This is a genomic window from Clostridium simiarum, from assembly GCF_018919175.1.
In the GTDB taxonomy this organism is placed as follows: Bacteria; Bacillota; Clostridia; order Clostridiales; family Clostridiaceae; genus Clostridium_L; species Clostridium_L simiarum.
Genome location: NZ_JAHLQL010000003.1, coordinates 87,468 through 112,888, shown reverse-complemented (window position 1 = coordinate 112,888; position 25,421 = coordinate 87,468). Strand labels below are relative to the sequence as shown.

The window sequence follows — 25,421 nt, the reverse complement described above, 5'->3', positions numbered from 1 at the left end:
TCAATAGATGTACAACTTTCAAACCTTTCTAGAAGAGTTAAGCTCAAATTCATCAATACCCTTTACTTTAGTTTTAGAAGATGGAAAGGTTATATATGGCAATAGAGAGAGTTTAGCTGAAAAGGTTTCAGTAGAAACTTTTATTAAACTTGGAAGACAAAAAGCTACACTGATAATTGAAAAGCAATATGAAATGTGTACATCTTTACTAAAGTACTATATAGAAAATAAGTATAGCGAATTATTTTCTATAAGAGACCAAGTTCTAAGTGACATTTTAAAAGGAAAGGCCTTTTCAAAGGAAAGGGTTGAAAGAAGCTTTCCTTTCCTTTTAAAAGAATTTAATCTATTAGTTATAAGTGTAGAGGGGAGCAGATATGAAGCTCTTAATATAATAAGACATATGTATACTGAAGAGGAATTTGAATCCATAATATTTCAGGATAATATAGTGTTAATAGGAGCCTTTGAGGATATAAAGGAACATGTTCAAAGTATAAGAGAAGCTATAATATCTAATCTTTATTGTAGATGTTACATAGGTTATTCTGAAAACAGATATACCTTAGAAGAGATTTGTGATAGTTATAGTGAAGCTAAAGAGTCTCTTATAATTGGAAAGAAATTTGGAATAAAAGGCGAGATTTACAACTATGATAACATGGCATTTGAAAAGATAGTATATAGCATATCAGAACCCTTAAAGAAAAAATTCATAAAGAAGTTTAGTAGTAAATTTGAAAGTTTTGATAATGAAATGCTAAATACTGTGGAAGAATTTATAAATTCAGGATTAAATATAAGTGATGCCGCTAAAAATCTTTATATACATAGAAACACACTAATTTATAGATTAGATAAAATAGCCAAAGATACAGGTTATGATATAAGAAACTTTAAACAAGCTACAATATTCATGATAGCCTTCCTTATATGGAAGGAGAGTGTATAAAAAATGAAAATAGATGTTATAATTTCAGCTGATGATATAAAAGATAAGGTTATAGAGGATAAAACTGTGGTGGTTATAGATATTTTAAGAGCCACTTCAGTTATAGTAACTGCATTAAGCAATGGATGTAGCAAGGTTATTCCTGTTTTAACTGTAGAGGAAGCTTTTGATATATCAAAGGAAGATAGGAGATCTTATATTTTAGGAGGAGAAAGAAGAGCTCTTAAAATAGATGGATTTGATTTTTCTAACTCACCGCTAGAGTATACTAAAGAATTAGTGGAAGGGAAAACTGTGATTTTAACTACATCTAACGGTACTAGAGCTATTAAGGGTTGTAGTACTGCTTCAGCTATATATATAGGTGCTATGCTTAATGCAAAGTCTATAGCTAAAAAGATTATAGAAGAAGGTAGAGATGTGGTTTTTGTTAATGCAGGAACCCTAGGTCAATTCTCTATGGATGACTTCATATGTGGAGGATACATGATAAACTGTATCTTACAAGAAACAGAGGCAGAGCTTACAGATATAGCAAAGACTGCTAATTACGTATATGAAAACAACAAAGATATCTATAGCTTCATAAAAGATGCAAGGCATTATGGTGTTCTTAAAAGTTTAGAACTAGACGAAGACTTATCTTATTGTATAAAAAAAGATATAATAGAGATAATTCCAGAATATAAGGAAGGAATTATCAAACCTTTAGGTTTATAATTAATAAGGATAAGAAAGAATGTATTCTTTCTTATCCTTTTCCTATTATCAGATGACTATCCCCTTTAATACTCCCATCTTCTTCAAAGTGGGAATAAAGAGCGGCTACGTCCCTGGATAAGGATTTCTAAGCTTTAGAGTGATTAAAAACTCCCTCTAAAGGCAAGAACTCTGTTTATAAATTAAACTACTTGAAAAACAAAGAACTTTAGATAGTATGATTCATCTGAATTCCATAGTATTGGATGATCTGCAGATTGAGTTCTAAACTCAACTTGTCTTAAGGTTCTTCTTGCATCTTTTGCGGCTTCTTGAAGAGTAGTCTTTAAAAGATCTTCTTTCATAAAATGAGAGCAAGAGCATGTAACGAGATATCCTCCAGGTCTTACCATCTTAAGACCTCTTAGATTTATCTCCTTATACCCTCTTTTAGCACCATTTACTGTTTCTCTTGATTTTGTAAAAGCTGGAGGATCTAGTATAACTACGTCAAAGCTCCTACCCTCTTTAGCCCATTTAGGAAGCACATCGAAGGCGTTATGGCATTCAAATTTTACAATTTCGGATAAGTCATTTAGTTCTGAGTTCTTAGTAGCAAAGTCCACAGCATGTTGTGATACATCTATACCTAAAACACTTTTGGCTCCAGCGATACCAGCATTTAAAGCAAATGAACCAGTGTGAGTAAAACAGTCTAAGACCTCAGCGTCTTTACATATCCTATGAATAGCCTTTCTGTTTTCCTTTTGATCTAAGAAAAATCCAGTTTTTTGACCGTTTTCAATATCTACATAATACTTAACACCATTTTCTACTATTTGGACCATGGTAGGAAAGGGATCAGTTAGAAAACCTTTCTTTTGTTCTAGTCCCTCTAGCTCTCTAGAATTAAGGTCACTTCTTTCAAAGATGCCCTTAGCATTAAAATCTTTTTTCAATATGTCTACTATTATGTCTCTATACATGTCCATACCTAATGAGGCTATTTGAACTACGTAATAGTCCTCAAATTTATCTATGGTAAGACCAGGAAGAAAGTCTGCCTCACCAAATATAAATCTACAGCTAGAAGTGTCTATAACCTTTTTCCTATAGTCAAAGGCAGCTTTAAATCTCTTTAAGAAAAATTCTCTATCTATATTTTCCTCTCTATCTCTAGTCATTATTCTTAAAGCTATCTTTGAAACATCATTTATGTAACCTTTACCAATAAAGTCTTCTTTAAAATTATAAATTTCTACTATATCACCATTGGTATATTCTCCATCATAACCTTGAATTTCATCAGTATATATCCAAGGATGACCATTCTCAGCCTTTTTACCCTTGCCCTTATGTAAATAAAATTTGCAAGTCATCTATGTTTTTCACTCCCCTACATTGATATTCTTATAGATTATATCACAAAAAAAGCCCCTAAGGGCTTGCTGAAAAAGTAATTTATTATAGTTTTCCTAGAATATCTTTTATTATATTTACTTGATCCACACTAAGATTCATAGCCTCACCGGTAGTTCTAGGATCCATTCCTTCGTGTATGCATTTATTTATTTTTTGAAGACCTTCAGTACTTGTGATTATTTCTTCCACTTTTTCAGTGTCTTTTGTAGGTACAGTTTTTAAGTGATCTTCAAGCTTATCATATAAATTCATTTCTTTAAGTTTTTCCCAAGCCATTGTTAAATCTCCTTTACAAATGTATTCTTAAATTAGTTTTAACAAAATAAATATTTTTATCCTATAAGGATCTATTCTAGCGGTGAGTTTTTTTTATACTCTATTAGAATCACTTGATTAAACCCTATATCTCTAAGATATAAGGTGCCTTATATCTTAAATCTAGTGAGATAATGTTTATACAAAAAAATTTTAATTAATGTGAACCTAAAACTAATTGGAGCGTAAAACATATATGAAAGGGGGAAGAGATGTTGAGTGTTTTAGAATCTGAAGATAGTATAGATGATATTTATATATTTCAGGTATATAGTAATGATAAGGAAAAAGCATTAAAACTTTTAGTAGAAAAGTACTCCAATTCTTTATACAAATTCTCCCTTCACTTATGTAAAGATTTAAAAGAGACAGAAGAGTTATTTCAAGACACTTGGGTAAAGGTCTTTAAGGGGTTAGAAAAGTTTAATAGAGATAAAAGCTTTGAGACGTGGCTGTTTACTATAGCTATAAATACTTATAAGGATGGCTATAGAAAGAAGAAAAGATGGTTAAACAGGATTAAGGATTATTTTGATAATGATGAAAAGGATAGAGAAATGGCTATGGTACCTTCAGGAGAAGGAATACCTCAAAAGGATATTATAAAAAGTGAGGAAAAGGAAGAAATAAGAAGTGCAGTAAATAAATTAAAGGATGAATATCGTATATTAGTTATACTTTATTATTTTGAAAGACTAAGTTATAAAGAGATTTCTGAAATGCTGTCTATACCTGAAGGAACTATTAAATCTAGATTGAACAAAGGAAGAAAGTTATTAAAAGATTATCTGGAGGTGAGTATTAATGGATGAAGAGAGAATAGAGGAGCTTTTATATAATATAGGAAAAGAAAAGATAGAAGCACCAGAAAGGCTTATTCTAAAAGTTAAAGAGCATATAAATTATAAGCCATTAATTTATCTTATACCTTTAAGTTTTTTATTAAATATATCGCTATTAGGAGTTTTGGGGTATTTTATATTAAGAATAGGTGATATAAGATTTACTACTATGGTGGTAAGCTATCTATGGGTTTTTAATAATTTAATAGTTTTAATATTTATTTTAGTATATAACAGAATATTCAGATTTAAGAATAGGAGTGAAAGTATATGAAAACCATGATTATGTCTTTGGTGTATCTTACCCCCTTGGCTTTAATAATGGCTGTAATAACATTGGTTATTTATGCAATAACTAATTATTCTAAAAAAGAGATAAGAGATTATCAAAAAGAAAGTCCATTTAAAACAGTATTTATTGTTTTAACCTCAATAATTGGTGCCATAATTTTAATTATGTGTGCTCTTCTTGTAAAAAATGTAGTGGATATTAGTACTTTAACTAGGGACATAGTAGGAGTTACCTTAATGCTATTATTTTTTTTAGCCATTATTGCAGTTGTAGTAGCTTTAGGAAGATTTGTATACAGAGACGCTTTAAGTAGAGGTATGGATCCTTGGCTTTGGATTTGCATAGCGGTGTATGTACCTAACTTTATAGGGGTTATAATTTATTTAATAGTTAGAAACTCCTATAGAAATGATAGGAGATGTGAAAATTGTGGCGGACATATAAGAGATGACTTCAATGTGTGTCCTCATTGCGGCAAAGGTCTTGGTAAAAGCTGTAATAGTTGCGGAAGGAAGGTTTCAGAAGGATATAATATGTGTCCATATTGTGGAAGTAAATTGTAGAGATTTTAAGTTATTTTAGTAGTTTTGTAAACAACTTATATATTTATTATAGGAGGAAAATATATGAAAGTAAAAAATAAGATTTCAATAATTGTATTAGCATGTACTTTATTTATTTTTACGGGTTGCTCTTATGGTAGTTATAGTATTCTTAAAGGAGATATTAGTAGCGGAAGTAATGGTATTGAGGGAAAGTACAAGAGGTTTACAGGGGTCTATGAAAAAAAGGTAAAGCTTAAAGAAGGAGAGAGCATAGAATTCACCTCTTCAGTAAATACCACAGGCGGAGAGGTATTTATAAGTCTAATAGACTCAAAAGATCAGGTCATATCAGAACTTAAGGATGATGAAACTGTTAAGGTAAATAAGGCTGATATTTACAGAGTAAAAATAGAAGGAAAAAAGCATGATGGAGATTTTAAAGTTTCTTTTAATAAAAAACCATAACTTTAAGTAAAAATAGTTTAAATAATAAAGGTGAAAAGAATGTATTCTGTAAAAGGATACATTTTTTTATATACATAAAATCAGCATAGCTCTTAATTATTAAAATAGACTATTATACTCTGATATTATATAATATATATGTTTAATAATGTACTTAATAGATGAGAGGAGATTTATATGAATCTTATATCTTTAGAAAACATAAGTAAAAGTTATAGTGAGAGAAAGCTTTTAGATAATATATCTTTAGGGATAAATGAAGGTGAAAAGATTGGACTTATAGGAGTAAATGGAGCAGGTAAATCTACTCTTTTAAAGATAATAGCAGGAATTGAGGTTCCAGATGAGGGAAATATAATAAAAGGAAATAGGGTTAGAATAGAATATCTTAATCAATCTCCTGAGTTTGACGGTGAGGCGAGAGTTATAGAGCAAGTATTTAAAGGTAATTCTCCAGAAATGAAGCTTTTAAGAGATTATGAGAACACTTTAAATCATATAGAGAAAGCAAATAATCAGGTTGAAATTAATGATTTAAACCATAAGTTAATAGATCTTCAAGGTAAAATAGATGCTATAAATGGGTGGGATTTAGAGAGTGAAGCTAAAACAATACTAACAAAGCTAGGTATAGAAAACTTTGAAGTTAAGGTAGGAACTCTTTCAGGAGGACAGAAAAAGAGAATTGCATTAGCAGCAGCTCTTATTACTCCTTGTGAACTTTTAATATTAGATGAGCCTACAAATCATATGGATAATAACACTATAGAGTGGCTTGAGCAATATTTAAACTCTAGAAAAGGTGCTTTAATTATGATAACCCATGATAGGTACTTTTTAGACAGGGTTACAAATAGGATTTTAGAGCTTGATAAAGGTATTTTGTACAGCTATTCAGGGAATTACAGTATATTTTTAGAAAAGAAGATAGAAAGACAACAGTTAGAGGCTTCTAGTGAAAAGAAGAGGGAAAAACTTTACCAAAAGGAATTAGCTTGGATAAAGAGAGGGGCTAAAGCTAGAACCACTAAGCAAAAGGCTAGAATAGATAGGTTTGAGCAGTTAGAAGAGTCAAAGGTAGATATTAAAGAAGAAAAAATAGATATTTCTGTTTTAAGTAGCAGATTAGGTAAGAAAATAATAGAGATGGAAAATTTGAATAAAACCTATGATGGAGTTAGCTATATAGATAACTTTAGTTATATTCTTCTAAGGGAAGATAGAATAGGTATAGTAGGAGATAATGGTGTAGGAAAATCTACCCTCATGAAAATTATTGCTGAAGAAATAAAAGCAGATAGTGGGATATTAGATATAGGTGAAACTGTTAAGATAGGATTTTTCTCTCAAGAGAATGGACATATGGAAGAAGATATGAGGGTTATAGAGTATGTAAAGGAAATAGCAGAATATCTTCCATTAGCAGAGGGGGGCAGAATTTCTGCGTCACAAATGCTTGAAAGGTTTTTATTTACCCCTGAAATGCAGTGGACACCAATTTCAAAGCTTTCAGGAGGAGAAAAAAGGAGATTATATCTTTTAAGAGTACTTATGGGATCTCCAAATATACTTCTTCTTGACGAACCTACTAATGATTTAGATATTTCTACATTAAGCATATTAGAGGATTATTTAGATGATTTTGATGGTGCTATAATAACTGTTTCTCATGATAGATATTTCTTAGATAGGATATGTAATAAGATATTTGCCTTTGAGGGAAAAGGTCAGATATCTAAGCATCATGGAAACTATGAAAATTATATGGATTATTTAAAAGAACAATCCACAATAGATACAAAAAAGTCAAAAGAGTCTGTGGACAAAAATAAAGAGGTTGTGGATAAAAAGAGTAATAAAGAAAAGCCTTTAAAGTTTTCATTTAAAGAACAAAGAGAATTTGAAGAGATAGATGATGTAATTGAAAGACTTGAAAATAAAATAAGTGAAACAAATGAAGCTATAAATAATGCTGCTACGGATTTTGTAAAACTACAAGAGCTTTTAGAAGAAAAATCTTTATTAGAAAACACCCTTGAAGAAAAATATGAGAGATGGACATATCTTAATGAGTTAGCAGAAAAAATTCAAGAAAATAAAAAAAATTAATGTAATAAAATCAAATAAATTTTAAAAGGAATGATTATTAATGGAAAACAATGCTAGTGAACAAATAATGGATAAATTAACAAAAGTGTGCTTATGCAAGGCAATACCTAGGTCTAAAATGAAAGAAGCTATAGCTAATGGAGCTAAAACCGTAGAAGAAGTACAAAAAGCTACAGGAGCAGGTTCAGGACCCTGCTGTGGAAGAAGATGTACACCAAAAATAGAAGCTTTGCTAGAGCAATATGCTGATAAGTAAGAAAAAATGTTACTTAAAGTTTTTAGAAAACTTTTTACAGTGTGTTTGAAAGCCCAAATACACCCTTAGGGGATATTAGTATAAAATACTTATCAATAAATTAAGACCATTTAGTGGTCTTTTTTATTTTACTATTTGTATAAAGTAATTTCTTTAAAGGACTTTAGGTAGTAGTTTCATGGGGTGGGGTTATAGAATGCATAAGGTGGTGAGCAAATAATTTGGTAAAATAAAAGATTAAATATATTTTTGAAAATTCTGGTGAATATTTGCAGTTTCTCATATAATAGTATTATATAGAGCATGTTACTTTATTATTTCTGCAACACTTTTAAAACACTTAGATTAACAAGGTAATTAACATAAGGAGGATTTTATGAAAATTGATTATGAATTAACTAAAGAAGACTATATTAATTTTAATATCTACCACATGGATCACTCTGAGACTATGAGGAGATCACTATTTATACAAAGGTATATAATATCCCTAATATTTCTTATAGTACCCTTTGTAGTTACGGGGTCTTCAGATATTCCATTATGGTATTGGTTAAGTATATTTATAATTATTTTTGTACTATGGGTTGCTTTTTATCCCAGGTACATTAAATGGATGATAAAAAGAAGATTAACAAAAATGCTTCAAGAGGGTAAAAATGCTGGATTACTAGGAAAAGGTAGCATTTCCCTTACAGAAGAAGGAATCGTTAAAACTAGTGATTCAGATGATGCAAAAACTAGTTGGAGTACAGTAGAAAAAATTATAGAAACTAAAGAGCTTGTTATCATATATATTAGCGCAGTGTCTGCTTATATTATTCCTATAAAAGCGTTTAATAACAATACCCATAAGGAAGAATTTGTGAACAAGCTTAATTATATGTGGGATAAAACAAATTAGAAAATCTAGTTTGTAGTGAGAAAAATTTATAGAAATTTTTAGTAGTGAAAGGAGCAATTAGAAAGGAAGTTTTTCTATGATATTGATTTTCTTAGTGCTTTTAATAATAGGTATTTTAGAAATACTATTTCCTGAGGAGATGTTTATGTTTGGGAGGAAGTGGGAGTTTAAAGAAGGCACAGGACCCAGCGATATATCAATATTATTTACAAGGATAGGTGGAATAGTACTAGTAATAATGGCAATTATTTTTGCTTTTGCTTGTTTATGGTAGAGCAGTAAGAAAAAAAGCCAGATGATTTTCAAGGCTTTTTTATTGGGTAACAGGATATGAAGCTTAATAATTGAAATACCCAAAGGCTTTGAAAATCTTTTACTATAAATTTTATACCAAATACTAACAAATAAAATTAAAAACACCTTTATACTGTCTTTGAAGTAGAAAGGTGTTTTTGATTGATAAAAGTTTGACATATAATATGGATTATTATAATATAACTAAGGGATATTTAATAATCTTAAAAGAGTGATGATAAAAGTGGGAATATATAGTATGTTGTATATCTTTTGTAGAATTTTATAGAGGATTTAACAATTATTTTAGGAGGATATTATGAGTGCTTTTCATGTATTAATGTACCATGAGATAATAAAAAAAGAAGACTTTAATACAAATAACAATTCAGTTATTAAAGTTAATCAGCAATATGAGGATATATTACCAAAGCCGTTATTTGTTTTTTTAGAAGAATTTGAAAAGCAAATGGACTATCTACATAAAAGTGGATATGTAACCCTAAAATTACATCAGATTATTGAATTCTTTTATAAGAACAAGCCTTTACCAGAAAAGTCAGTACTTATAACTTTTGATGATATGTACAAGTCATCTCTAATATATGCTTATCCCATATTAAAAAAGTATGGTTTTTCTGCAGTTGGATTTGTGGTATTAGATTGGCTATTTAATGAAGAGAAAAGTTATTCTAAAACTGAATCTGTTTGTTTATCAAAGGGTGAATTAGATAAGATGAAAGATGTTTTTCAATATGCCAATCATTCAAAGGCTTTACATACTAGAAAAGATGGAGTAACAGCTCTTCAAACTATAGATAAAGGTAGCTTTATTGATGATGTTAAAGGTTGTGAAAATTTTGTAGAGGTTAAAAATATATATGCATATCCTTTTGGAGTATTCAAAGAGGAAGTGGTTCATTGGTTGAAAGAGTTAGGGTTTTTACTAGCCTTTACCACTGAAGGAGGAAGAAATGATATAAATACGAATCCACTTATGCTTCATAGAAATGCTGTGGTTTTACAGTGTACATTAGAACAGTTTAAAACTATATTAAATTAAGATATTTAAAAGTGGAGGTTTTTTATGAAAAAAGTATTATCAATAGTATTAGCAGTAATAACTTCGGTAACCTTACTGGCAGGATGTGGTAAAAAAGAAGTGGTTAATACATCATTGAAATTTGGAACATTACCTGCTGAGTCTGCAATTCCAATAATTGTAGCTAAAGAAAAAGGTTTCTTTGAAAAAGAGGGTTTAGATATGGAACTTGTAGCATTTAACTCTCCCAATGATCGTAATATAGCAGTTCAAGCTGGAAAGATAGATGGGACTATTGCAGATGTAATGACCTCACTTACTTTTCATGAGGCAGGTTTTCCAATGAAAATAACCTCTGATATAAATGAAGATTTTAAACTATTAACTTCACCAAATTCAAACATAGATAGCTTCGAGAAGCTTAATAATAAAGATGTTTCAATAGTTCCTAACTTTGTTTTGGAATATATAATGGATGAAATGGCTGCAAAGAATAATATAAAGTATAATGTAGTTGTTATTCCATCTATATCTGCACGTTTTGAAGCTTTATTACAAGATAAGGTAAATGCAGTTGTGTTCACTGAACCACAAGCTACGTTATTAGAATCACAAGGAGCTAAAGTAATAGCTTCCTCTAAAGAGTATGGAATAAAAGCTGGAACTTTCTTATTTAATGAAAAAATCATAAAGGAAGATCCAAAGGCAGTTAAAGCCTTTTACAAAGCTTATAACGAAGCTGTAGAGTACATAAATAAAACAAATCCATCTGAATATAGTGAGGTTTTAAGTAATTACAGTTTTCCACCTATAGTCACAAAATACTTAAGTGGTGAGGCAAAGTATATTAAAGCTGGAAAAATTGATAATGAAACCTTCGAAAGTGTTTTAAAGTGGAGCAAATCAAAAGGATTAGTAAAAAAAGATTATAAATTTGAAGATGTAAGTAATTTTAAGTTTATAGAATAGTGTAATTTGATAAAAAGGAGAAATAAAAAAGCTTATATAAGTTTTATTTTATAGGCTAATAAATTTCTTCTTTTTGTTCGTTTTCATAATGAGAACACTTAGTTAATATGATCTAAGGGTCATTATACAAAGGGTGCAATTTTTCTTAAAATCGTGTATCATAATGGATATATTATTAATTTTTTATACAAGGAGAGGATTAAGTGAAGAAACAAACCATTATTTTTGATTTAGATGATACTCTTATACATTGTAATAAATATTTTCATGGAGCTATAGACACCTTTTCAGAAAAGATGTGTCAGTGGTTTGGAGAGTATAATATAGAGTTTGATGAAATAAAGACTAAACAGCAAGAGATAGATATTCAAAGGGTTATAAAGCAGGGGTTTGCTGATACTCATTTTTCCACTTCTTTGATAGATACTTATATTTATTTTTCACAAAAAACAGGTAGAGCTAGAAATAAAGAAGAAGAGAAATGGATTAATGATATAGGTGAAAGTGCTTATGAGCAGGAACTAGAATGTTATCCTTTTATGAAAGATATACTTAATTTGCTTTCAGAAAAAGGACACAAGCTATATCTATATACAGCGGGTAGTAATACAATTCAAAAAAGAAAAATTGATAGGGTTAATATAGGGAATTTTTTTGAGGATAGAGTGTTTATAACACCTCATAAAAATGCTGAGGTTTTAGAAGCTATAATATTAAAGGAAAACCTAGATAAGAAAAACACCTGGATGGTAGGAAACTCAATGAAATCCGATATAATGCCAGCAGTAAAGGCTGGAATTAAAGCTATATTTATACCAGGGCTTTTCCAGTGGGAGTATGATAATGTTACTTTAAAGGATGAACATAAAGAGTCATTTATAACTATTCAATCACTACAACAGTTAAGAGACATATTTATAGGGGAAGAAGCAGTATAAAAAGATTATTATAAAATTATGGATAAAATCAGAGAGTGTAGTAAAGGGATCTTTAAAATCATATTACTACACTCTCATACTATACTGTGTACTTTAAATCATTTTATTTGCTCATTTTAAATTTATGAGCTGCGTATTTATTAAGTAATTTGTTTATTTTTTCTTTATCTGAGGTTATCTTTCTTTCAAGACCACTAGGTGCGCCCTTAGCTTTAAATTGTAATGATAAAACATCTTTATTATATTTGTTCCAGCTCCATTGAACTATATCTTCCCAAACTATAAATTGAGTATAGATATTTAAAAATCTTGGTTTCATCCCTATTCCATTTTCAGTTATTACTAAATTCATATCTAAAGTTATAAATATAAATAAAGAATATAAAAAGATAAACCCTGAAAAGATCAATCTATAAAGATCTTTTTCACCACTTATAATATTCATTGCAAAATTAAGTATGACTATTGATGGAAATAATAAGCTTAGAAATCTTGTAGCTCCACTATTTGGAATTATGTACAGTGCTTTATGGGACTTAGCATCATGAGCTTTATTGATTTTCATATAACTTTTTATTTGCATTAAAAGTAAACTGATTAAAGAAATAACCATTATTCCGTTTAAAACCATAAACCCTTGACTCATTAAATTAACCTCCTCTTATATTATAATTAAATCTAGTTATTAATGTATCTTTATATATAGTAAAAATTAACCTATAATAGATTATATCATTCAATTTATTAAATTTCCATTATTATATAAAAGCTCATAAAAATTTAAAAATATTATTTATATAAATTTATTGATGCTATTACATTATACTCTTACTTTGTAATTGACAATAGCCTTTACTTGTAATATAATCAAGGATAATGAAAAACTGTGAATAGGAAAAGTACTTAAGTTTAATCCTCAAAGAGAGTGGCGTTAGGTGAAAAGCCATAGGTAGGATTTAAGGAAAATCACCTAGGAGTTGGCAACCGAAAATATAAAGTAAGTTAGCCCGTAGTTCTGCGTTAAAGAATAGAGTATTGTTAGAAAACTCATCTTCATAAATTAAGATGAGTAAGCGGATATTACCAAATATCAAATTTGGGGTATATGCTTATGTACTTGAAATGTTAAGCTGGATTTTTATATGGTCAGCTGTAAACCTTATGGGTGGTATAACGAATGTAACTTCGTCCTGTTGGATGGAGTTTTTTTATTACCTTTAATCAAATTAGTAGGAACATAATTCAAATATAAAATATGTAAGAGAATGTATATGAAATAAGGAAGGAGACTTAAAATGTATAAGAAAATTGATTCTACAAGAAGTTTTGTAGATATGGAAAAAGACGTTCTTAAGCTTTGGCAGGAAAGAGATGTAATTCAAAAGAATTTTGATTTAAATGAAGATGGAAAGTATTTCACTTTTTATGATGGGCCTCCAACAGCCAATGGTAAGCCTCATATAGGACACGTTTTAACTAGAGTTATGAAGGATCTTATTCCTAGATATAAGGTTATGAAAGGATATAAGGTTTTAAGAAAAGCTGGATGGGATACTCATGGTCTTCCAGTAGAACTTGAAATAGAAAAAAAACTTGGAATCTCTGGTAAACAAGAGATTGAAAACTATGGTGTAGAGAAATTTATACATCAGTGTAAAGACAGCGTATTCACATATTCAACTATGTGGAAGGATATGTCTGAAAAGATTGGTTTCTGGGTTGATATGGATAGTCCTTATGTAACTTATCATAATGATTATATAGAATCTGTTTGGTGGGCACTAAGTCAAATGTGGAACAAAAATCTTTTATATAAGGGACATAAAGTACTTCCTTACTGTCCGAGATGTGGAACTAGCTTATCTTCTCATGAGGTAGCTCAAGGATATAAAGATGTAAAAGAATCTACAGCTGTGACAAAGTTTAAAGTCAAAGGAGAAGAAAATAAATATATATTAGCTTGGACAACAACTCCTTGGACATTACCTTCTAATGTGGCTCTTACTATAAATAAGAAGTATGACTATATAGAGGCTAAGGTTGGAGAAGAATACTATATATTAGCAAAAGAATTATTACATTCTGTCTTTGGTGATACAGAATATGAAATAGTTAAAGAATTTAAGGGAGAAGATATATTAGGCCTTGAATATGAGCAATTATTTAAGTTCCATACTCCAGAGGAAAAAGCTTTCTTTGTAATTCATGGAGATTTTGTAACATTAACTGATGGTACAGGAATAGTTCATACAGCACCAGCTTATGGTGAAGATGACAACATTGTATGTAAGGCACATAACTTACCACTTATTAACTTAGTAGATGCAGAAGGTAAGTTTGTAGATTGTGTAGAACCATGGAAGGGTCTATTTGTAAAAAAAGCAGATCCAAAGATACTTGAATACATGAAAGAACATGGAATGTTATTTAAATCAGAGAAGTTTACACACTCCTATCCACACTGTTGGAGATGTGATACACCACTTTTATACTATCCAAAGGAAAGCTGGTTTGTAAGAATGACTTCTCTAAAGGAAAATCTTTTAGAGAACAATAATAAAATAAATTGGTATCCAGATAACATAAGAACAGGAAGATTTGGAAAGTTCCTCGAAAATGTTATTGACTGGGGTATATCAAGAGATAGATATTGGGGAACTCCTCTTCCGATATGGGAATGTGACTGTGGACATAAAGACTGTATAGGAAGTATTGAAGACTTAAAGAAAAAAGGTATGGATGTACCTGAAAATATAGAACTTCATAAGCCTTATATAGATAAGGTACACTTAAAATGTGAAAAGTGTGGAGGAGAAATGAAGAGAACCCATGAAGTTATAGATTGTTGGTTTGACTCAGGCTCTATGCCTTTTGCACAATATCACTATCCATTTGAAAATAAAGAGCTATTTGAAGCTAATTTCCCAGCACAATTTATATCAGAGGCTGTAGACCAAACAAGAGGGTGGTTCTATACATTGCTTGCTATATCTACATCCATATTTGAAAGGAATCCTTTCGAAAACTGTGTAGTATTAGGACACGTTTTAGATAAACAAGGAATAAAGATGTCAAAACACAAGGGAAATGTAGTAGATCCGTTTGATGTAATAGAAAGTCAGGGGGCTGACTCTACAAGGTGGCATTTTTATACTGCAAGTGCACCATGGCTTCCAACAAGATTTTCAAAGGATGATGTGGCAGAAGCTCAAAGAAAATTCCTTAGTACATTATGGAATGTATATTCCTTCTATGTTCTATATGCAGAAATAGATGAGTTTAACCCAACAGATTATGCTGAGTTTAAATCAGAAAATGTTATGGATAAGTGGATAATATCTAAATTAAATACTTTAGTTAAAACTGTAGATGAAGATTTGGAGAACTACAAAATCACTCAAGCAGCGTTAGCTATAGAAGACTTTGTAGATGAACTATCTAACTGGTATGTAAGAAGGAATAGGTCAAGATATTGGAGTGAATCTTTAACAGAGGATAAAATAGGGGCTTACATGACTCTATATAAAGTACTTGTAACATTATGTAAGGTATCCGCTCCATTTGTACCTTTTATTACAGAGGAAATGTATCAAAACCTTGTAGTAAGTTTTGATGATAAGGCGCCAGAGAGTATACATCTTTGCAATTGGCCAGAATATGATGTTGAATTAGTAGATGAAAAACTTGAAAAAGAAATGGATATGGCATACAGCATAGTGAAATTAGGTAGAAGTGCAAGAAATGGAGCTAATATAAAGAATAGACAGCCATTATCCAAAATGCTTATAAGCACTACTTCCTTACCAGAATATTATGGTGACATTATAAAGGATGAGCTTAACATAAAATCAGTAGAATTTGGTTCAGATCTATCCCAATATGTAAATTTTGAAATCAAGCCAAATTTACCGGTGCTCGGAAAAGCTTATGGTAAGCTTATACCAGGAATAAGAAAAGAAATAGCTCAAAGAAATCAAATGGAACTTGCTCAAACTATACAAAATGGTGGAGTTGTAAGCATAAATGTAAGTGGTTCAGAAATAGTATTAAATGGAGAGAATCTTTTGGTTACAATGCAAGGACTTGAAGGTTTCGCTTTCTCAGGTGAAGGGGAAATAGGTGTAGTTTTAGATACTACAATTACAGAAGAATTAAAAGAAGAAGGTCACTTAAGAGAAATTATAAGCAAGATTCAAAATATGAGAAAAGAAAGTGGCTTTGAAGTTGCAGATAAGATAAAACTATATGTAGCTAAAAATGATATGCTTCTTCAAATAGTTAAAAAGTTTGAAGGTACAATAAAGAGAGAAACTCTAGCTTTAGAGGTCTTATACAATGAAGAATTTAACTACAATGGATTTAATATAAATGGTGAAGAATTAGATATGGCAGTTGAAGTGGTTAAGTAAATTTAATCATTAAAAAAATAAATCCATCAGTAATGAAAGTTAAAAAATCTGCAAGAGAGAAGTTTTCTCTTGCAGATTTTTAGTTGAATACATAGAATTTATAGTTTAAATAATACACATACTAGGGATATATGGTATAATATTGCTTAAACGTAGATGGGAATGGAGTATTAAATATATTATGTTCTAAGGCTTAGATGGAGAGAGTTATTCCTCATAAAGAAACTCTAAAATGGCCTAAGAATCACTTTATAAAAGGAGGAAACAAAATGGCAGCTTCAATTAAAGATGTAGCTAGAGAAGCAGGAGTATCTATTGCTACAGTATCAAGAGTTTTAAATGACGTGGACGTTGTAAATGAAGAGACTAAAAAGAAAGTATTAGAAGCTATAAAGAAGTTGGGATATAGACCAAATATTGTGGCTAGAAGCCTTAAGACTCAAAAAACAAAGACTATAGGGATATTGATACCAGATATATCAAATCAATTTTATCCTGAAATAGTAAGAGGAACAGAGGATGTTGCTAATATATACGATTACAATATTATGCTTTGTAATTCTGACTCAGACTTAGAAAAAGAAAAAGAGTATTTAAGAGTTTTAAAGGAAAAAATGGTTGATGGTGTGCTATATATGAGTAGTTCTCTTGAACCAGAGATATTAGCTCTTATAAAAGAATTAGAGCTTAATACAGTACTGGTAGAAAGTAAGGATAATGAAGGCAAACTTCCAAGTGTTACTATAGACAATAAATCTGCAGCTTTAGATGCTACAAATTATTTAATAGAAAGAGGTAATAAGCATATCGCTTACATAGGAACACCTAAAAATGCTCAAAATGCGTGGAGCTTAAGATATGCTGGATATGAAGAAGCTATAAAAGAAAGTGGATTAGAGCTTAAAGAAGAGCTTCTATATTTCGGAGAGTTAAAGGCGCAAACGGGATATGAAGCTATAGATAAGCTTATAGAAAAGGATAATATAGATGCTATATTCTGCGCTTCTGATGAAATAGCCATGGGAGCTATTAATGCCTTAAGAGGAAAAGGAATATTAGTCCCAGAGGATATTGATGTAGTAGGGTTTAATGATTTATACACAGCCTCTATATTCTATCCGAGACTTACCACCATATCACAACCTATGTATGATATGGGATCAGTAGCTATGAGAATGCTTATAAAACTTATAAACAATAAGGATTTAGATCAAAAGCATTTCCAACTACCATATATATTGGTTGAAAGAGATTCTTGTAAGAAATAAGTAAAAGCTAATCTGAATGTAACTTAAGATACATTCAGGTTAGCTTTTTTTACTTTTCGTATATTAATAGTTTTTTGAATGTTTATTGAATTTATTTAATTGACATAGAAACTCAATTACTTTAATATATACCATATAAGGGTATATGAAAGAGAGGTGATATATTTGAAAAAGTGGATCAAGATATCCATTATAGCAGTTATAGCTTTAGCTCTTTTCGGCATATATTATTTTAAAAATCATGGAAATGATATATCAAAAGGAAAGGGCTCAGAAAAGGCTTTAGCCTGGGAAAACTATAATCCAGATGATGACAAGGATAAAAAGATACCAATGCTTTTAGAGTTAGGATCTCCTACTTGTCCGGCATGTAGAAGGATGGAACCTACATTGGAGGATTTTAGAAAAAAATACGGAGACAACGTTATTGTTAAAAAAATCAACATAGAATCTGGAGATAATTATGCTTTAGCTAAAAAGTATAATGTAAGGCTAATGCCTACATTTATTTTTCTAGACGAAAATAGCGATTTAAAAGGCAGGTATGAAGGAATGTTGACTTTAGAGTCTATAGAAAAAGTATTTAATTCTATGGGGGTCAAGGCGAATGAGTAGTTTATTAAGTAATTTTACTGAGATTATTAATAATAACATATGGCTGGCTCTTGTTATGTCTTTGTTTGCAGGTTTAGCATCTTCCTTTAGCCCCTGTGTATTATCTTCTGTACCTTTAATAGTAGGTTATGTGGAAGGTAATGGTGTTAAAGATAAAAAAGTTGCTTTTAAATATTCAATGTTTTTCGGATTAGGTGTTATAGCAACCTTTACCATAATAGGAGCATTATCTGCGGTACTTGGAAGATTCTTTTCAGGGGCAGGTAAATTGTGGTATATAGTTTTAGCAGCTGTCATGATATTAAGTGGTTTGCAACTTCTAGGGATTTTAACTTTTGGAAGATCTCAAAATAGTTGTAAAATGCCTACTAAGAGAAGAGGGCTGTTTGGAGCTTTTATGTTAGGAATATTAGGAGGAGCATTATCTTCTCCCTGCGCTACACCAGTATTGGCAGCTATTTTAACCTTTGTGGCAGGAAAAGCTAATGTGCTTTTAGGTATTGCTATGCTTTTACTGTATTCCGTAGGTCATTGTGCTCTTATAATATTAGCCGGCACCTCTGTGGGGGTAGTTGAACATCTAAGTAGTTCTGAAAAGACATTAAAATTTGGTAAGATATTAAAATTAGTGTTAGGAGCTATTATAATTATTCTAGGATTATATATGTTTTCCTTAGGAATATAATTATAGTATTGGCAAAAACTAAATATTGAATCTTTTTAACAATAGTTGCAATCACAACTAATTTGTATTAAAATATAGTTGTTGATGCAACTATTTTATTTTAAGGAGAAGAGTTTATGGAGACAGAGGATTTAGAGTCTAATTGTAGGACCATAGGTCATTATATATCTATATTATACAGATTAGGTTCTAGCTATTATTCTAAAGAGTTTGCTAAGTTTAATATAGGTAGTGGTCAATTTGCATTTTTAGCCTATCTTTTCAGAAATAATGGAGTTAATCAAGAGTGCATAAGCAATGATCTTATAATGGATAAAGGAACCACAGCGAGAGCTTTAAAAAAATTAGAGGATGAAGGTTACATAAAAAGAGAGGTGGACTTAGAGGATAAAAGAGCTTATAGAGTATTTATAACAAAAAAGGCCATAGAAATTAAGGAAGATTTCTTTGGTGTTCTAAGAGAGTGGAGTGAAATTATAGTCTCTGATTTTACAGAGGAAGAAAAAGAAATAGCTTTAAAGCTATTTAGAAGAATGGTAAACAATCAAAATAAAGTATTAAAAGGAGACACATGGCATGGAGAATGATAGACAAAAAAGATTAGGTACAGAACCAATAGGTGACTTGCTTGCAAAGTTTTCTATTCCTGCAATTGTGGGTATGATGGTAAATGCATTATATAATATAGTTGATAGGATTTACATAGGAAATATTAAAGATGTAGGAGGGTATGCCATATCAGGAGTTGGATTAACTCTTCCTATAACTACAATTATAATGGCTTTCGGTATGTTAGTGGGTATAGGTGCTGGTACAAAAACATCTATTAAATTGGGGCAAAAGAAAAAGAATGATGCTGAAAAAATTATAGGTAATGCTTTTGTATTAAATATATTAATTAGCATAGTTATTACAGTTTTAGGTCTAATATTCGTTGGACCTTTACTTAAGGTATTAGGTTCAAGTCCAGATACCTTCGGATATGCAAAAGAGTATATAGATATAATTCTTGTAGGAACTATATTTAACTCTTTAGCTTTCTCTATGAATAGTCTTATAAGAGCTGAGGGAAATCCTAAGATGGCTATGATAACAATGCTAATTGGGGCCGTATTAAATACTATATTAGATCCTTTATTTATATTTACATTTGATATGGGAATTAGAGGAGCAGCTGTTGCTACGGTTATATCTCAAATAGTTTCTGCAGCTTGGGTATTAAGCTATTTCTTTGGGAACAAAAGTACTTTAAAAATAAAAAGAGAAAATATGAAATTAGATATAGAAATTATAAAAACTATATTTGCTATAGGTATCGCACCTTTTTCAATGCAATTTGCAGCCAGTTTAGTTTCCATAACAGCTAATAGAGCTTTAGCATCTAACGGAGGAGACTTAGCCATAGGGGCTATGGCGGTTATAAACAGTGTAGGTCTTATATTTTTAATGCCTATGTTTGGATTAAATCAAGGTTCTCAACCTATAATAGGATTTAACTATGGAGCAAGACAATATAAGAGGGTTAAGGATACATTAAAATATGCTGTTACTGTAGCTACTATAATTGCTATTACAGGTTTTATTGTGATTCAACTATTTCCTGAAGCTATTATTGGATTCTTTAATAAAGATCCAGAACTTTTACAAATAGGAGTAAAGGGGATAAGGATATATCTGTTGATGTTACCGGTAATAGGATTTCAAATAGTTAGCTCAAACTATTTTCAAGCTGTAGGAAAGCCAAAACATGCAATGTTTTTAAGTATGTTAAGACAGGTTATTTTATTAATTCCATTGCTATTAATACTTCCAAACCTATGGGGATTAACTGGGGTTTGGATGGCGGGTCCTATAGCAGATGGGTTAGCATCTTTAATAACAGCAATATTGCTATTTAGAGAAATGAAAGGGTTAAATGTGGCTCATAATGATTCCTTGGAGGAAAGTGCCAATTTAGCTTAAGATAATATTTTAGCTTAAAGATTTTAAGATTATGGACAAAACTTATATAAAAAAACTACCTTTATTTGTAAAGGTGGTTTTTTTATTATATATACTAGCAACTATATTAACTTTAGCTTATAGAAAATATTAGAGGGAAAACTTTAATTTTCATGGTGCATAACTTCAAAATATTTGCAATAATTAGAAATATAGTGTAAAATATACAAATGAAAGTGTTTTAACCTCTATTTTAAACATATTTTGAGGTGGTTTAATTGTCCCAAGATATTTATTTTATATCTAACTTAGTTTGTACTTTAATATATAGCCATTTAGCTATAAACTCAAATTTTATGAACAAAAAACATAGAATCAATGATGCTTTTCATAGATATACTTCTTTATTATGCTTTATGAGCACAGTAAATATATTTTTCCATTTTTCAAAAAATGATTTCTTAAGAAAAATCATACTCCTAATGATGACGATTTCTTGGCTTTTATTGAGTTTTTTATTTTTAAACTTATCCATAAGCTTACAGAGTGATAAAAGTAAGACTAATAAGTCAAAAAGGTGGAGTTATGTTACTTTAGTTATTATAAGTATTTTAATATTTATACATATACTATTAGGAAGTCTTACTTTATGGACTAAAACCCAATTTAACTTACTATTGTTAGCTTATTTTATTATAATTAATACATCTGGATACTTTATTTTGAGAGAGTCATTTCATAAAAATAAGTATAATATTCTTGAAAGGACATATTTTAGCAATATACTAAGAACCTATATAACTTCAGCCTTTATAGTGGGATTTATCCAATTAATTTTTTTAAATACTTTATACTACAAAATTTTAATTATGAACTTGGATTATTGTGTTAGTTCTTTAATAATGTTTTTTTATTTAAAAAAATATAAAGGCGAGGATATATACTCAGTGATGAGTAAAGAGTATCTTATGAATAAGGTGAAGGATATAATAATTCTTACTGATAATAATGGAAATATATTAGATATTAATAAACAAGCACTCAATATAGGAAAGTACAAGAAAGAGCAGTTAGTCAACTCAAAGGTTAAATACCTATTTTCAAAAGATTTTAAAGAACCTTCAAAAGTTAAGAAGAAAGATAATGCGAACCATAGTGATAAAAAAGATAATATTTGTTTTATCACTATGGAAGGGGAAATAATACCTGTAGAAATAGATATATCACCTATCAAAAACAGTTTTGATGAATCATTAGGAAATGTTATAGTGGCTCAAGATATGAGAATCGTAAAAATGCTTCAGCAAGAGGCGTTAGAAAATAAAAGGTCACGAGATAGGCTTTACTATTTAAGCTATCATGATAGTTTAACGGGTTTGTATAACAGAGGGTATTTTGAAGATTATATGGTTAACTTTGACAGAGAAAAATATCCCTTATGTGGGTTTATAATATGTGATATGGATAATCTTAAATTAGTAAATGACACGCTAGGCCACCAAGAAGGTGATGAAATTATAATTCAATGTGCTAAGGCGATTAATGAATCTATAATTTCAGAGGGGATAGTAGCGCGTATAGGTGGAGATGAGTTTGCTGTGCTTATCCAATGTGTCGATAGAGAAGAATTTGATAGTAATTATTATAACATAAAGACGTCTATTGATAAGTACAATGAAGGTATGCCTAAAATTCCAATAAGTATGTCCATAGGTACTGCATGTGATGATAGGAATTTTTTGCCTATAGATTTATTTAAAGAGGCAGATGATAATATGTATAGAAATAAACTTAAGCAAAGTTATGAAACTAAGAAGGTTATGGTAAATTCAATTAAAAGAGCATTAATTTCTAGAGATTATGTAGATGGGGGTCATGTGGATAGGATAAAGTTTATATGCGAAGAAATGGGAAAGCAGATGAATTTATCAAGACAGCAAATTAAAAACTTAAGATTACTTTCTAAATATCACGATATAGGTAAAGTAGGGGTTCCGGAGAGTATACTATATAAGCCTGATAAGTTATCTTATAATGAGCTAGTAGAAGTTAGAAGACACTGTGAGATAGGATATAGAATCTCTAAAACTACACCTAAACTTCAAGTTATATCAGAACTTATATTAAAACATCATGAAAGATGGGATGGAAACGGGTATCCTTTAGGTCTTAAAAGAGAAGAGATACCTATAGAGTGTAGAATAATGGCAGTGGCAGATGCCTATGATGTAATGACCAGTGGTAGACCGTATAAAGTAGCAAAATCTCACGAAGAGGCTCTAAAAGAAATTTTAGATGAAAGTGGAAAACAATTTGATCCATCAGTAGTAGATGTATTTAAAAATATTTTTTGTGAAAAGTTGTTTATAGAAAAAGAACATTCAATTATTTGTTCATAAAAAATGGAGGCACATGAAAAGTGCCTCCATTTTTTAATTTAACTTTCTGGCTAGTGCTAATCCATTGTCCTCTTCTACAAAAGGAGCAGTAAACATAAAGGATTTTTCATGTCCACAATGGGAGCATATACAATCGCAAACATCAAATGGAATTCCATCTACTAGTGTTATATCTAAGTCTTCAGCTAAATATGCTCCGCCGCAAACTTCACAAGGAGTACGATTTATTACTTCGTATTCGCTTTCAATATATTTCATAATCTCTCTTATAGTCATCATATTCCTCCAACTAAACCTTTCATCACATATATTGAAATTATATATATACAAATTAAATATTATAACCTAATATTTATCTAACATTCATGGTAGCACTATTATATTTTAAATGCAACTACTGGATTTTGGTTTTTATTCCATAGCTACCATTACTAATACTTGTATTTTGGGGGATAAGCAATGCTATGAATTTTTATAAGTTTTTATAAGACTCAGATGGATAGAGAGATTTTTCATAAGTAAAATCCATCTGAACCTTTAAATAACTTGATACTTTTAATATATAAAGATATTCATAATACCTAAATATGTTCATATATTTATTATAGATAATCAATAGGCTTCTTTGTGTAAAAAATTTCAATGTACCATGTACAAATTAAAAACTTAAAAAAGAAGTAATTGGAAGGGTTAGGGTAATATGATTAACTATATTTGGTTTTTTATGATATTTATAGGTATATGTATGGGGCTTTTTTCAGGCAAAGCTGAAATTTTATCAAAGGCTGTAATAGATTCTGCAGGGTCTACAGTGGAACTTATAATTGGGCTTCTAGGTATTATGAGTCTTTGGTGTGGAATAATGAAAATAGCAGAAAAGAGTGGACTTACGGAAAAAATATCCAAAATGCTCTCACCTATATTAAAGTTTTTATTTAAGGATGCAGCAAAAAATGAAAAAGCTTTAGGAGCGATAGTTATGAACCTAACTGCAAATATTATGGGTTTATCTAATGCAGCTACACCCTTTGGAATTAAGGCCATGGAAGAAATGCAGAAATTAAATAAGGATAAGGTGAGGGCTAGTAATGATATGAGCTTGTTCCTCGTACTTAATGCAGCCTGTGTTCAATTAATTCCAACTACAATTATATCTTTAAGAGCAGTAGAAGGTTCTAGTAATCCAGCAGTTATAATTATACCAGTAATTATAACTACCTTAACAGCTGCCATAGTAGGGGTTACATGTTGCAAAATATTGGAGAGATTTTTTTAAACTGGAGGGACATTTATGTTTTCATATATAGCCAAAGGTATTATTCCTATAATTATATTAACTATAGTAGTCTATGGTATGGTAAAAAAGGTAAAAATCTACGAATGTTTTGTAGAGGGAGCAAAGGATGGCATGGGAATTTGTTTTAGAATTTTTCCATATCTCTTAGCTATGCTTTTAGCAGTTAGGATATTTAGAGAATCTGGTGCTTTAGATCTTATGGTTTTAGCTTTTAGACCACTAATGCAACTTTTAGGTGTACCCCCGGAACTTGTGCCTTTGATTTTTGTTAAACCTCTTTCAGGTAGTGGTGCGCTAGGAGTATTTACTGAAACTATAAAGCAATATGGTCCAGATAGTAAAATAGGGTTAATAGCATCCATATTGATGGGGTCTACAGAGACAATATTTTATACAATAACCATATACTTTGGAGCTGTTGGAATAAAAAAAATAAGACATACACTCTGGGCTGCTATAATGGCAGATATTACAGCTATTATAATGGCTGTAACTTTAGTTAAGTTCATACTGTAACTAAATATAAAAATTAATGGAGGGCTAATAAGCTCTCCATTAATTTTTTAGATTATCCTTATAAGGATGTTAGCAATTAGAGTGAGGGAATAAAATATATATGTATTTTATGTTAAATTAAAAAACTTAGATATTTTGTGGAAAATAAAGATAGGATGAAATAAAACATATAAAGAGTTATAATATACTTCATTATAAGGTTAAAGAAAGTTTGTGTTAAAGGCAAAAATAGGTTATTATAATATCA

Annotated in this window: 26 protein-coding genes and 1 other annotated feature; of the genes, 22 read left to right on the top strand and 4 right to left on the bottom strand. The window is 30.1% G+C overall.

Annotated features, from left to right (window positions below; genetic code table 11):
• Positions 1 to 7 precede the first annotated feature (7 nt).
• Together KQI89_RS10400 and KQI89_RS10395 are read left to right on the top strand one after the other, a co-directional pair.
• The gene (locus KQI89_RS10400; RefSeq protein ID WP_216457021.1) at positions 8 to 952 is read left to right on the top strand and encodes a PucR family transcriptional regulator; all 945 of its coding nucleotides are present in this window, start codon (positions 8 to 10) and stop codon (positions 950 to 952) included.
• Between the two features lie 3 nt (positions 953 to 955).
• Positions 956 to 1,672, top strand: a complete 717-nt coding sequence (locus KQI89_RS10395; protein ID WP_216457020.1) for a 2-phosphosulfolactate phosphatase family protein — start codon at positions 956 to 958, stop codon at positions 1,670 to 1,672.
• Positions 1,673 to 1,854: 182 nt separating this feature from the next.
• Here KQI89_RS10395 and KQI89_RS10390 read toward each other — a convergent pair whose 3' ends face one another.
• Both KQI89_RS10390 and KQI89_RS10385 read right to left on the bottom strand, forming a co-directional pair.
• Complete coding sequence (locus tag KQI89_RS10390; protein WP_216457019.1) at positions 1,855 to 3,030, bottom strand: class I SAM-dependent rRNA methyltransferase; 1,176 nt, start codon at positions 3,028 to 3,030, stop codon at positions 1,855 to 1,857.
• 85 nt (positions 3,031 to 3,115) lie between these two features.
• Positions 3,116 to 3,349 (bottom strand): hypothetical protein, encoded by a 234-nt coding sequence (locus tag KQI89_RS10385; RefSeq protein WP_032123529.1) that lies wholly within the window; start codon positions 3,347 to 3,349, stop codon positions 3,116 to 3,118.
• A 251-nt stretch (positions 3,350 to 3,600) separates the two neighbouring features.
• Here KQI89_RS10385 and KQI89_RS10380 point away from each other — a divergent pair, with 251 nt between their 5' ends.
• The 11 genes from KQI89_RS10380 to KQI89_RS10330 all read left to right on the top strand — a co-directional run bounded on the left by KQI89_RS10380 (position 3,601) and on the right by KQI89_RS10330 (position 12,044).
• Positions 3,601 to 4,200, top strand: a complete 600-nt coding sequence (locus KQI89_RS10380; protein ID WP_216457018.1) for a sigma-70 family RNA polymerase sigma factor — start codon at positions 3,601 to 3,603, stop codon at positions 4,198 to 4,200.
• Positions 4,193 to 4,504, top strand: coding sequence for a hypothetical protein (locus KQI89_RS10375; RefSeq protein ID WP_216457017.1), 312 nt, complete (start codon positions 4,193 to 4,195; stop codon positions 4,502 to 4,504). Before KQI89_RS10380 ends, KQI89_RS10375 begins: the two co-directional genes overlap by 8 nt.
• A complete protein-coding gene (locus KQI89_RS10370; protein ID WP_216457016.1) occupies positions 4,501 to 5,085 on the top strand; it encodes a zinc ribbon domain-containing protein in 585 nt (194 codons plus the stop codon). The genes KQI89_RS10375 and KQI89_RS10370 overlap by 4 nt, the downstream gene beginning before the upstream one ends.
• A gap of 63 nt (positions 5,086 to 5,148) precedes the next feature.
• Complete coding sequence (locus KQI89_RS10365) at positions 5,149 to 5,532, top strand: hypothetical protein (protein ID WP_216457015.1); 384 nt, start codon at positions 5,149 to 5,151, stop codon at positions 5,530 to 5,532.
• A gap of 177 nt (positions 5,533 to 5,709) precedes the next feature.
• Positions 5,710 to 7,641, top strand: coding sequence for an ABC-F family ATP-binding cassette domain-containing protein (locus KQI89_RS10360; RefSeq protein WP_216457014.1), 1,932 nt, complete (start codon positions 5,710 to 5,712; stop codon positions 7,639 to 7,641).
• 40 nt (positions 7,642 to 7,681) lie between these two features.
• Complete coding sequence (locus KQI89_RS10355; protein ID WP_032123535.1) at positions 7,682 to 7,897, top strand: (2Fe-2S)-binding protein; 216 nt, start codon at positions 7,682 to 7,684, stop codon at positions 7,895 to 7,897.
• Between the two features lie 376 nt (positions 7,898 to 8,273).
• Positions 8,274 to 8,801, top strand: coding sequence for a YcxB family protein (locus KQI89_RS10350; RefSeq protein ID WP_216457013.1), 528 nt, complete (start codon positions 8,274 to 8,276; stop codon positions 8,799 to 8,801).
• 76 nt (positions 8,802 to 8,877) lie between these two features.
• Complete coding sequence (locus tag KQI89_RS10345) at positions 8,878 to 9,075, top strand: DUF6199 family natural product biosynthesis protein (RefSeq protein ID WP_032123537.1); 198 nt, start codon at positions 8,878 to 8,880, stop codon at positions 9,073 to 9,075.
• A gap of 339 nt (positions 9,076 to 9,414) precedes the next feature.
• A complete protein-coding gene (locus tag KQI89_RS10340; RefSeq protein WP_216457012.1) occupies positions 9,415 to 10,158 on the top strand; it encodes a polysaccharide deacetylase family protein in 744 nt (247 codons plus the stop codon).
• A 24-nt stretch (positions 10,159 to 10,182) separates the two neighbouring features.
• Positions 10,183 to 11,106 (top strand): ABC transporter substrate-binding protein, encoded by a 924-nt coding sequence (locus KQI89_RS10335; protein ID WP_216457011.1) that lies wholly within the window; start codon positions 10,183 to 10,185, stop codon positions 11,104 to 11,106.
• 203 nt (positions 11,107 to 11,309) lie between these two features.
• Positions 11,310 to 12,044, top strand: a complete 735-nt coding sequence (locus tag KQI89_RS10330) for an HAD family hydrolase (protein WP_216457010.1) — start codon at positions 11,310 to 11,312, stop codon at positions 12,042 to 12,044.
• Positions 12,045 to 12,147: 103 nt separating this feature from the next.
• Here KQI89_RS10330 and KQI89_RS10325 read toward each other — a convergent pair whose 3' ends face one another.
• Positions 12,148 to 12,690 (bottom strand): hypothetical protein, encoded by a 543-nt coding sequence (locus tag KQI89_RS10325; RefSeq protein WP_032123541.1) that lies wholly within the window; start codon positions 12,688 to 12,690, stop codon positions 12,148 to 12,150.
• A gap of 231 nt (positions 12,691 to 12,921) precedes the next feature.
• Positions 12,922 to 13,240: a binding site (T-box leader), on the top strand.
• Between the two features lie 99 nt (positions 13,241 to 13,339).
• Here KQI89_RS10325 and ileS point away from each other — a divergent pair.
• From ileS to KQI89_RS10290, 7 genes are all read left to right on the top strand, one after another.
• On the top strand, positions 13,340 to 16,453 hold the full coding sequence (ileS, locus tag KQI89_RS10320; RefSeq protein ID WP_216457009.1) for an isoleucine--tRNA ligase: 3,114 nt from the start codon (positions 13,340 to 13,342) through the stop codon (positions 16,451 to 16,453).
• 269 nt (positions 16,454 to 16,722) lie between these two features.
• Complete coding sequence (locus KQI89_RS10315; RefSeq protein ID WP_032123543.1) at positions 16,723 to 17,721, top strand: LacI family DNA-binding transcriptional regulator; 999 nt, start codon at positions 16,723 to 16,725, stop codon at positions 17,719 to 17,721.
• Between the two features lie 165 nt (positions 17,722 to 17,886).
• On the top strand, positions 17,887 to 18,336 hold the full coding sequence (locus KQI89_RS10310) for a thioredoxin family protein (protein ID WP_216457008.1): 450 nt from the start codon (positions 17,887 to 17,889) through the stop codon (positions 18,334 to 18,336).
• Positions 18,329 to 19,021, top strand: coding sequence for a cytochrome c biogenesis CcdA family protein (locus tag KQI89_RS10305; RefSeq protein ID WP_216457007.1), 693 nt, complete (start codon positions 18,329 to 18,331; stop codon positions 19,019 to 19,021). Before KQI89_RS10310 ends, KQI89_RS10305 begins: the two co-directional genes overlap by 8 nt.
• A 116-nt stretch (positions 19,022 to 19,137) precedes the next feature.
• On the top strand, positions 19,138 to 19,608 hold the full coding sequence (locus tag KQI89_RS10300) for a MarR family winged helix-turn-helix transcriptional regulator (RefSeq protein ID WP_216457006.1): 471 nt from the start codon (positions 19,138 to 19,140) through the stop codon (positions 19,606 to 19,608).
• The gene (locus KQI89_RS10295) at positions 19,598 to 20,983 is read left to right on the top strand and encodes an MATE family efflux transporter (protein ID WP_216457005.1); all 1,386 of its coding nucleotides are present in this window, start codon (positions 19,598 to 19,600) and stop codon (positions 20,981 to 20,983) included. Before KQI89_RS10300 ends, KQI89_RS10295 begins: the two co-directional genes overlap by 11 nt.
• Positions 20,984 to 21,930: 947 nt before the next feature.
• Positions 21,931 to 23,361: a sensor domain-containing diguanylate cyclase/phosphohydrolase gene (locus KQI89_RS10290; RefSeq protein WP_216457004.1), complete on the top strand. Its 1,431-nt coding sequence runs from the start codon at positions 21,931 to 21,933 to the stop codon at positions 23,359 to 23,361.
• A 33-nt stretch (positions 23,362 to 23,394) separates the two neighbouring features.
• Here KQI89_RS10290 and KQI89_RS10285 read toward each other — a convergent pair whose 3' ends face one another.
• Entirely contained in the window at positions 23,395 to 23,637 is a 243-nt protein-coding gene (locus KQI89_RS10285) for a hypothetical protein (RefSeq protein ID WP_032123548.1), read from the bottom strand.
• A gap of 424 nt (positions 23,638 to 24,061) precedes the next feature.
• Here KQI89_RS10285 and KQI89_RS10280 point away from each other — a divergent pair, with 424 nt between their 5' ends.
• Both KQI89_RS10280 and KQI89_RS10275 read left to right on the top strand, forming a co-directional pair.
• Entirely contained in the window at positions 24,062 to 24,637 is a 576-nt protein-coding gene (locus tag KQI89_RS10280; protein WP_032123549.1) for a nucleoside recognition domain-containing protein, read from the top strand.
• A gap of 15 nt (positions 24,638 to 24,652) precedes the next feature.
• Positions 24,653 to 25,174 carry a spore maturation protein gene (locus KQI89_RS10275; protein WP_032123550.1) on the top strand — a complete coding sequence of 174 codons (522 nt, stop codon included), beginning with the start codon at positions 24,653 to 24,655 and terminating at the stop codon, positions 25,172 to 25,174.
• Positions 25,175 to 25,421 lie beyond the last annotated feature (247 nt).

Bases quoted from the DNA above. Each gene is read 5' to 3' on its own strand.
- KQI89_RS10400 (WP_216457021.1), top strand. From the start codon at position 8: ATGTACAACTTTCAAACCTTTCTAGAAGAGTTAAGCTCAAATTCATCA.
- KQI89_RS10395 (WP_216457020.1), top strand. From the start codon at position 956: ATGAAAATAGATGTTATAATTTCAGCTGATGATATAAAAGATAAGGTT.
- KQI89_RS10390 (WP_216457019.1), bottom strand. From the start codon at position 3,030: ATGACTTGCAAATTTTATTTACATAAGGGCAAGGGTAAAAAGGCTGAG.
- KQI89_RS10385 (WP_032123529.1), bottom strand. From the start codon at position 3,349: ATGGCTTGGGAAAAACTTAAAGAAATGAATTTATATGATAAGCTTGAA.
- KQI89_RS10380 (WP_216457018.1), top strand. From the start codon at position 3,601: ATGTTGAGTGTTTTAGAATCTGAAGATAGTATAGATGATATTTATATA.
- KQI89_RS10375 (WP_216457017.1), top strand. From the start codon at position 4,193: ATGGATGAAGAGAGAATAGAGGAGCTTTTATATAATATAGGAAAAGAA.
- KQI89_RS10370 (WP_216457016.1), top strand. From the start codon at position 4,501: ATGAAAACCATGATTATGTCTTTGGTGTATCTTACCCCCTTGGCTTTA.
- KQI89_RS10365 (WP_216457015.1), top strand. From the start codon at position 5,149: ATGAAAGTAAAAAATAAGATTTCAATAATTGTATTAGCATGTACTTTA.
- KQI89_RS10360 (WP_216457014.1), top strand. From the start codon at position 5,710: ATGAATCTTATATCTTTAGAAAACATAAGTAAAAGTTATAGTGAGAGA.
- KQI89_RS10355 (WP_032123535.1), top strand. From the start codon at position 7,682: ATGGAAAACAATGCTAGTGAACAAATAATGGATAAATTAACAAAAGTG.
- KQI89_RS10350 (WP_216457013.1), top strand. From the start codon at position 8,274: ATGAAAATTGATTATGAATTAACTAAAGAAGACTATATTAATTTTAAT.
- KQI89_RS10345 (WP_032123537.1), top strand. From the start codon at position 8,878: ATGATATTGATTTTCTTAGTGCTTTTAATAATAGGTATTTTAGAAATA.
- KQI89_RS10340 (WP_216457012.1), top strand. From the start codon at position 9,415: ATGAGTGCTTTTCATGTATTAATGTACCATGAGATAATAAAAAAAGAA.
- KQI89_RS10335 (WP_216457011.1), top strand. From the start codon at position 10,183: ATGAAAAAAGTATTATCAATAGTATTAGCAGTAATAACTTCGGTAACC.
- KQI89_RS10325 (WP_032123541.1), bottom strand. From the start codon at position 12,690: ATGAGTCAAGGGTTTATGGTTTTAAACGGAATAATGGTTATTTCTTTA.
- ileS (WP_216457009.1), top strand. From the start codon at position 13,340: ATGTATAAGAAAATTGATTCTACAAGAAGTTTTGTAGATATGGAAAAA.
- KQI89_RS10315 (WP_032123543.1), top strand. From the start codon at position 16,723: ATGGCAGCTTCAATTAAAGATGTAGCTAGAGAAGCAGGAGTATCTATT.
- KQI89_RS10305 (WP_216457007.1), top strand. From the start codon at position 18,329: ATGAGTAGTTTATTAAGTAATTTTACTGAGATTATTAATAATAACATA.
- KQI89_RS10300 (WP_216457006.1), top strand. From the start codon at position 19,138: ATGGAGACAGAGGATTTAGAGTCTAATTGTAGGACCATAGGTCATTAT.
- KQI89_RS10295 (WP_216457005.1), top strand. From the start codon at position 19,598: ATGGAGAATGATAGACAAAAAAGATTAGGTACAGAACCAATAGGTGAC.
- KQI89_RS10290 (WP_216457004.1), top strand. From the start codon at position 21,931: ATGAATAAGGTGAAGGATATAATAATTCTTACTGATAATAATGGAAAT.
- KQI89_RS10285 (WP_032123548.1), bottom strand. From the start codon at position 23,637: ATGACTATAAGAGAGATTATGAAATATATTGAAAGCGAATACGAAGTA.
- KQI89_RS10280 (WP_032123549.1), top strand. From the start codon at position 24,062: ATGATTAACTATATTTGGTTTTTTATGATATTTATAGGTATATGTATG.
- KQI89_RS10275 (WP_032123550.1), top strand. From the start codon at position 24,653: ATGTTTTCATATATAGCCAAAGGTATTATTCCTATAATTATATTAACT.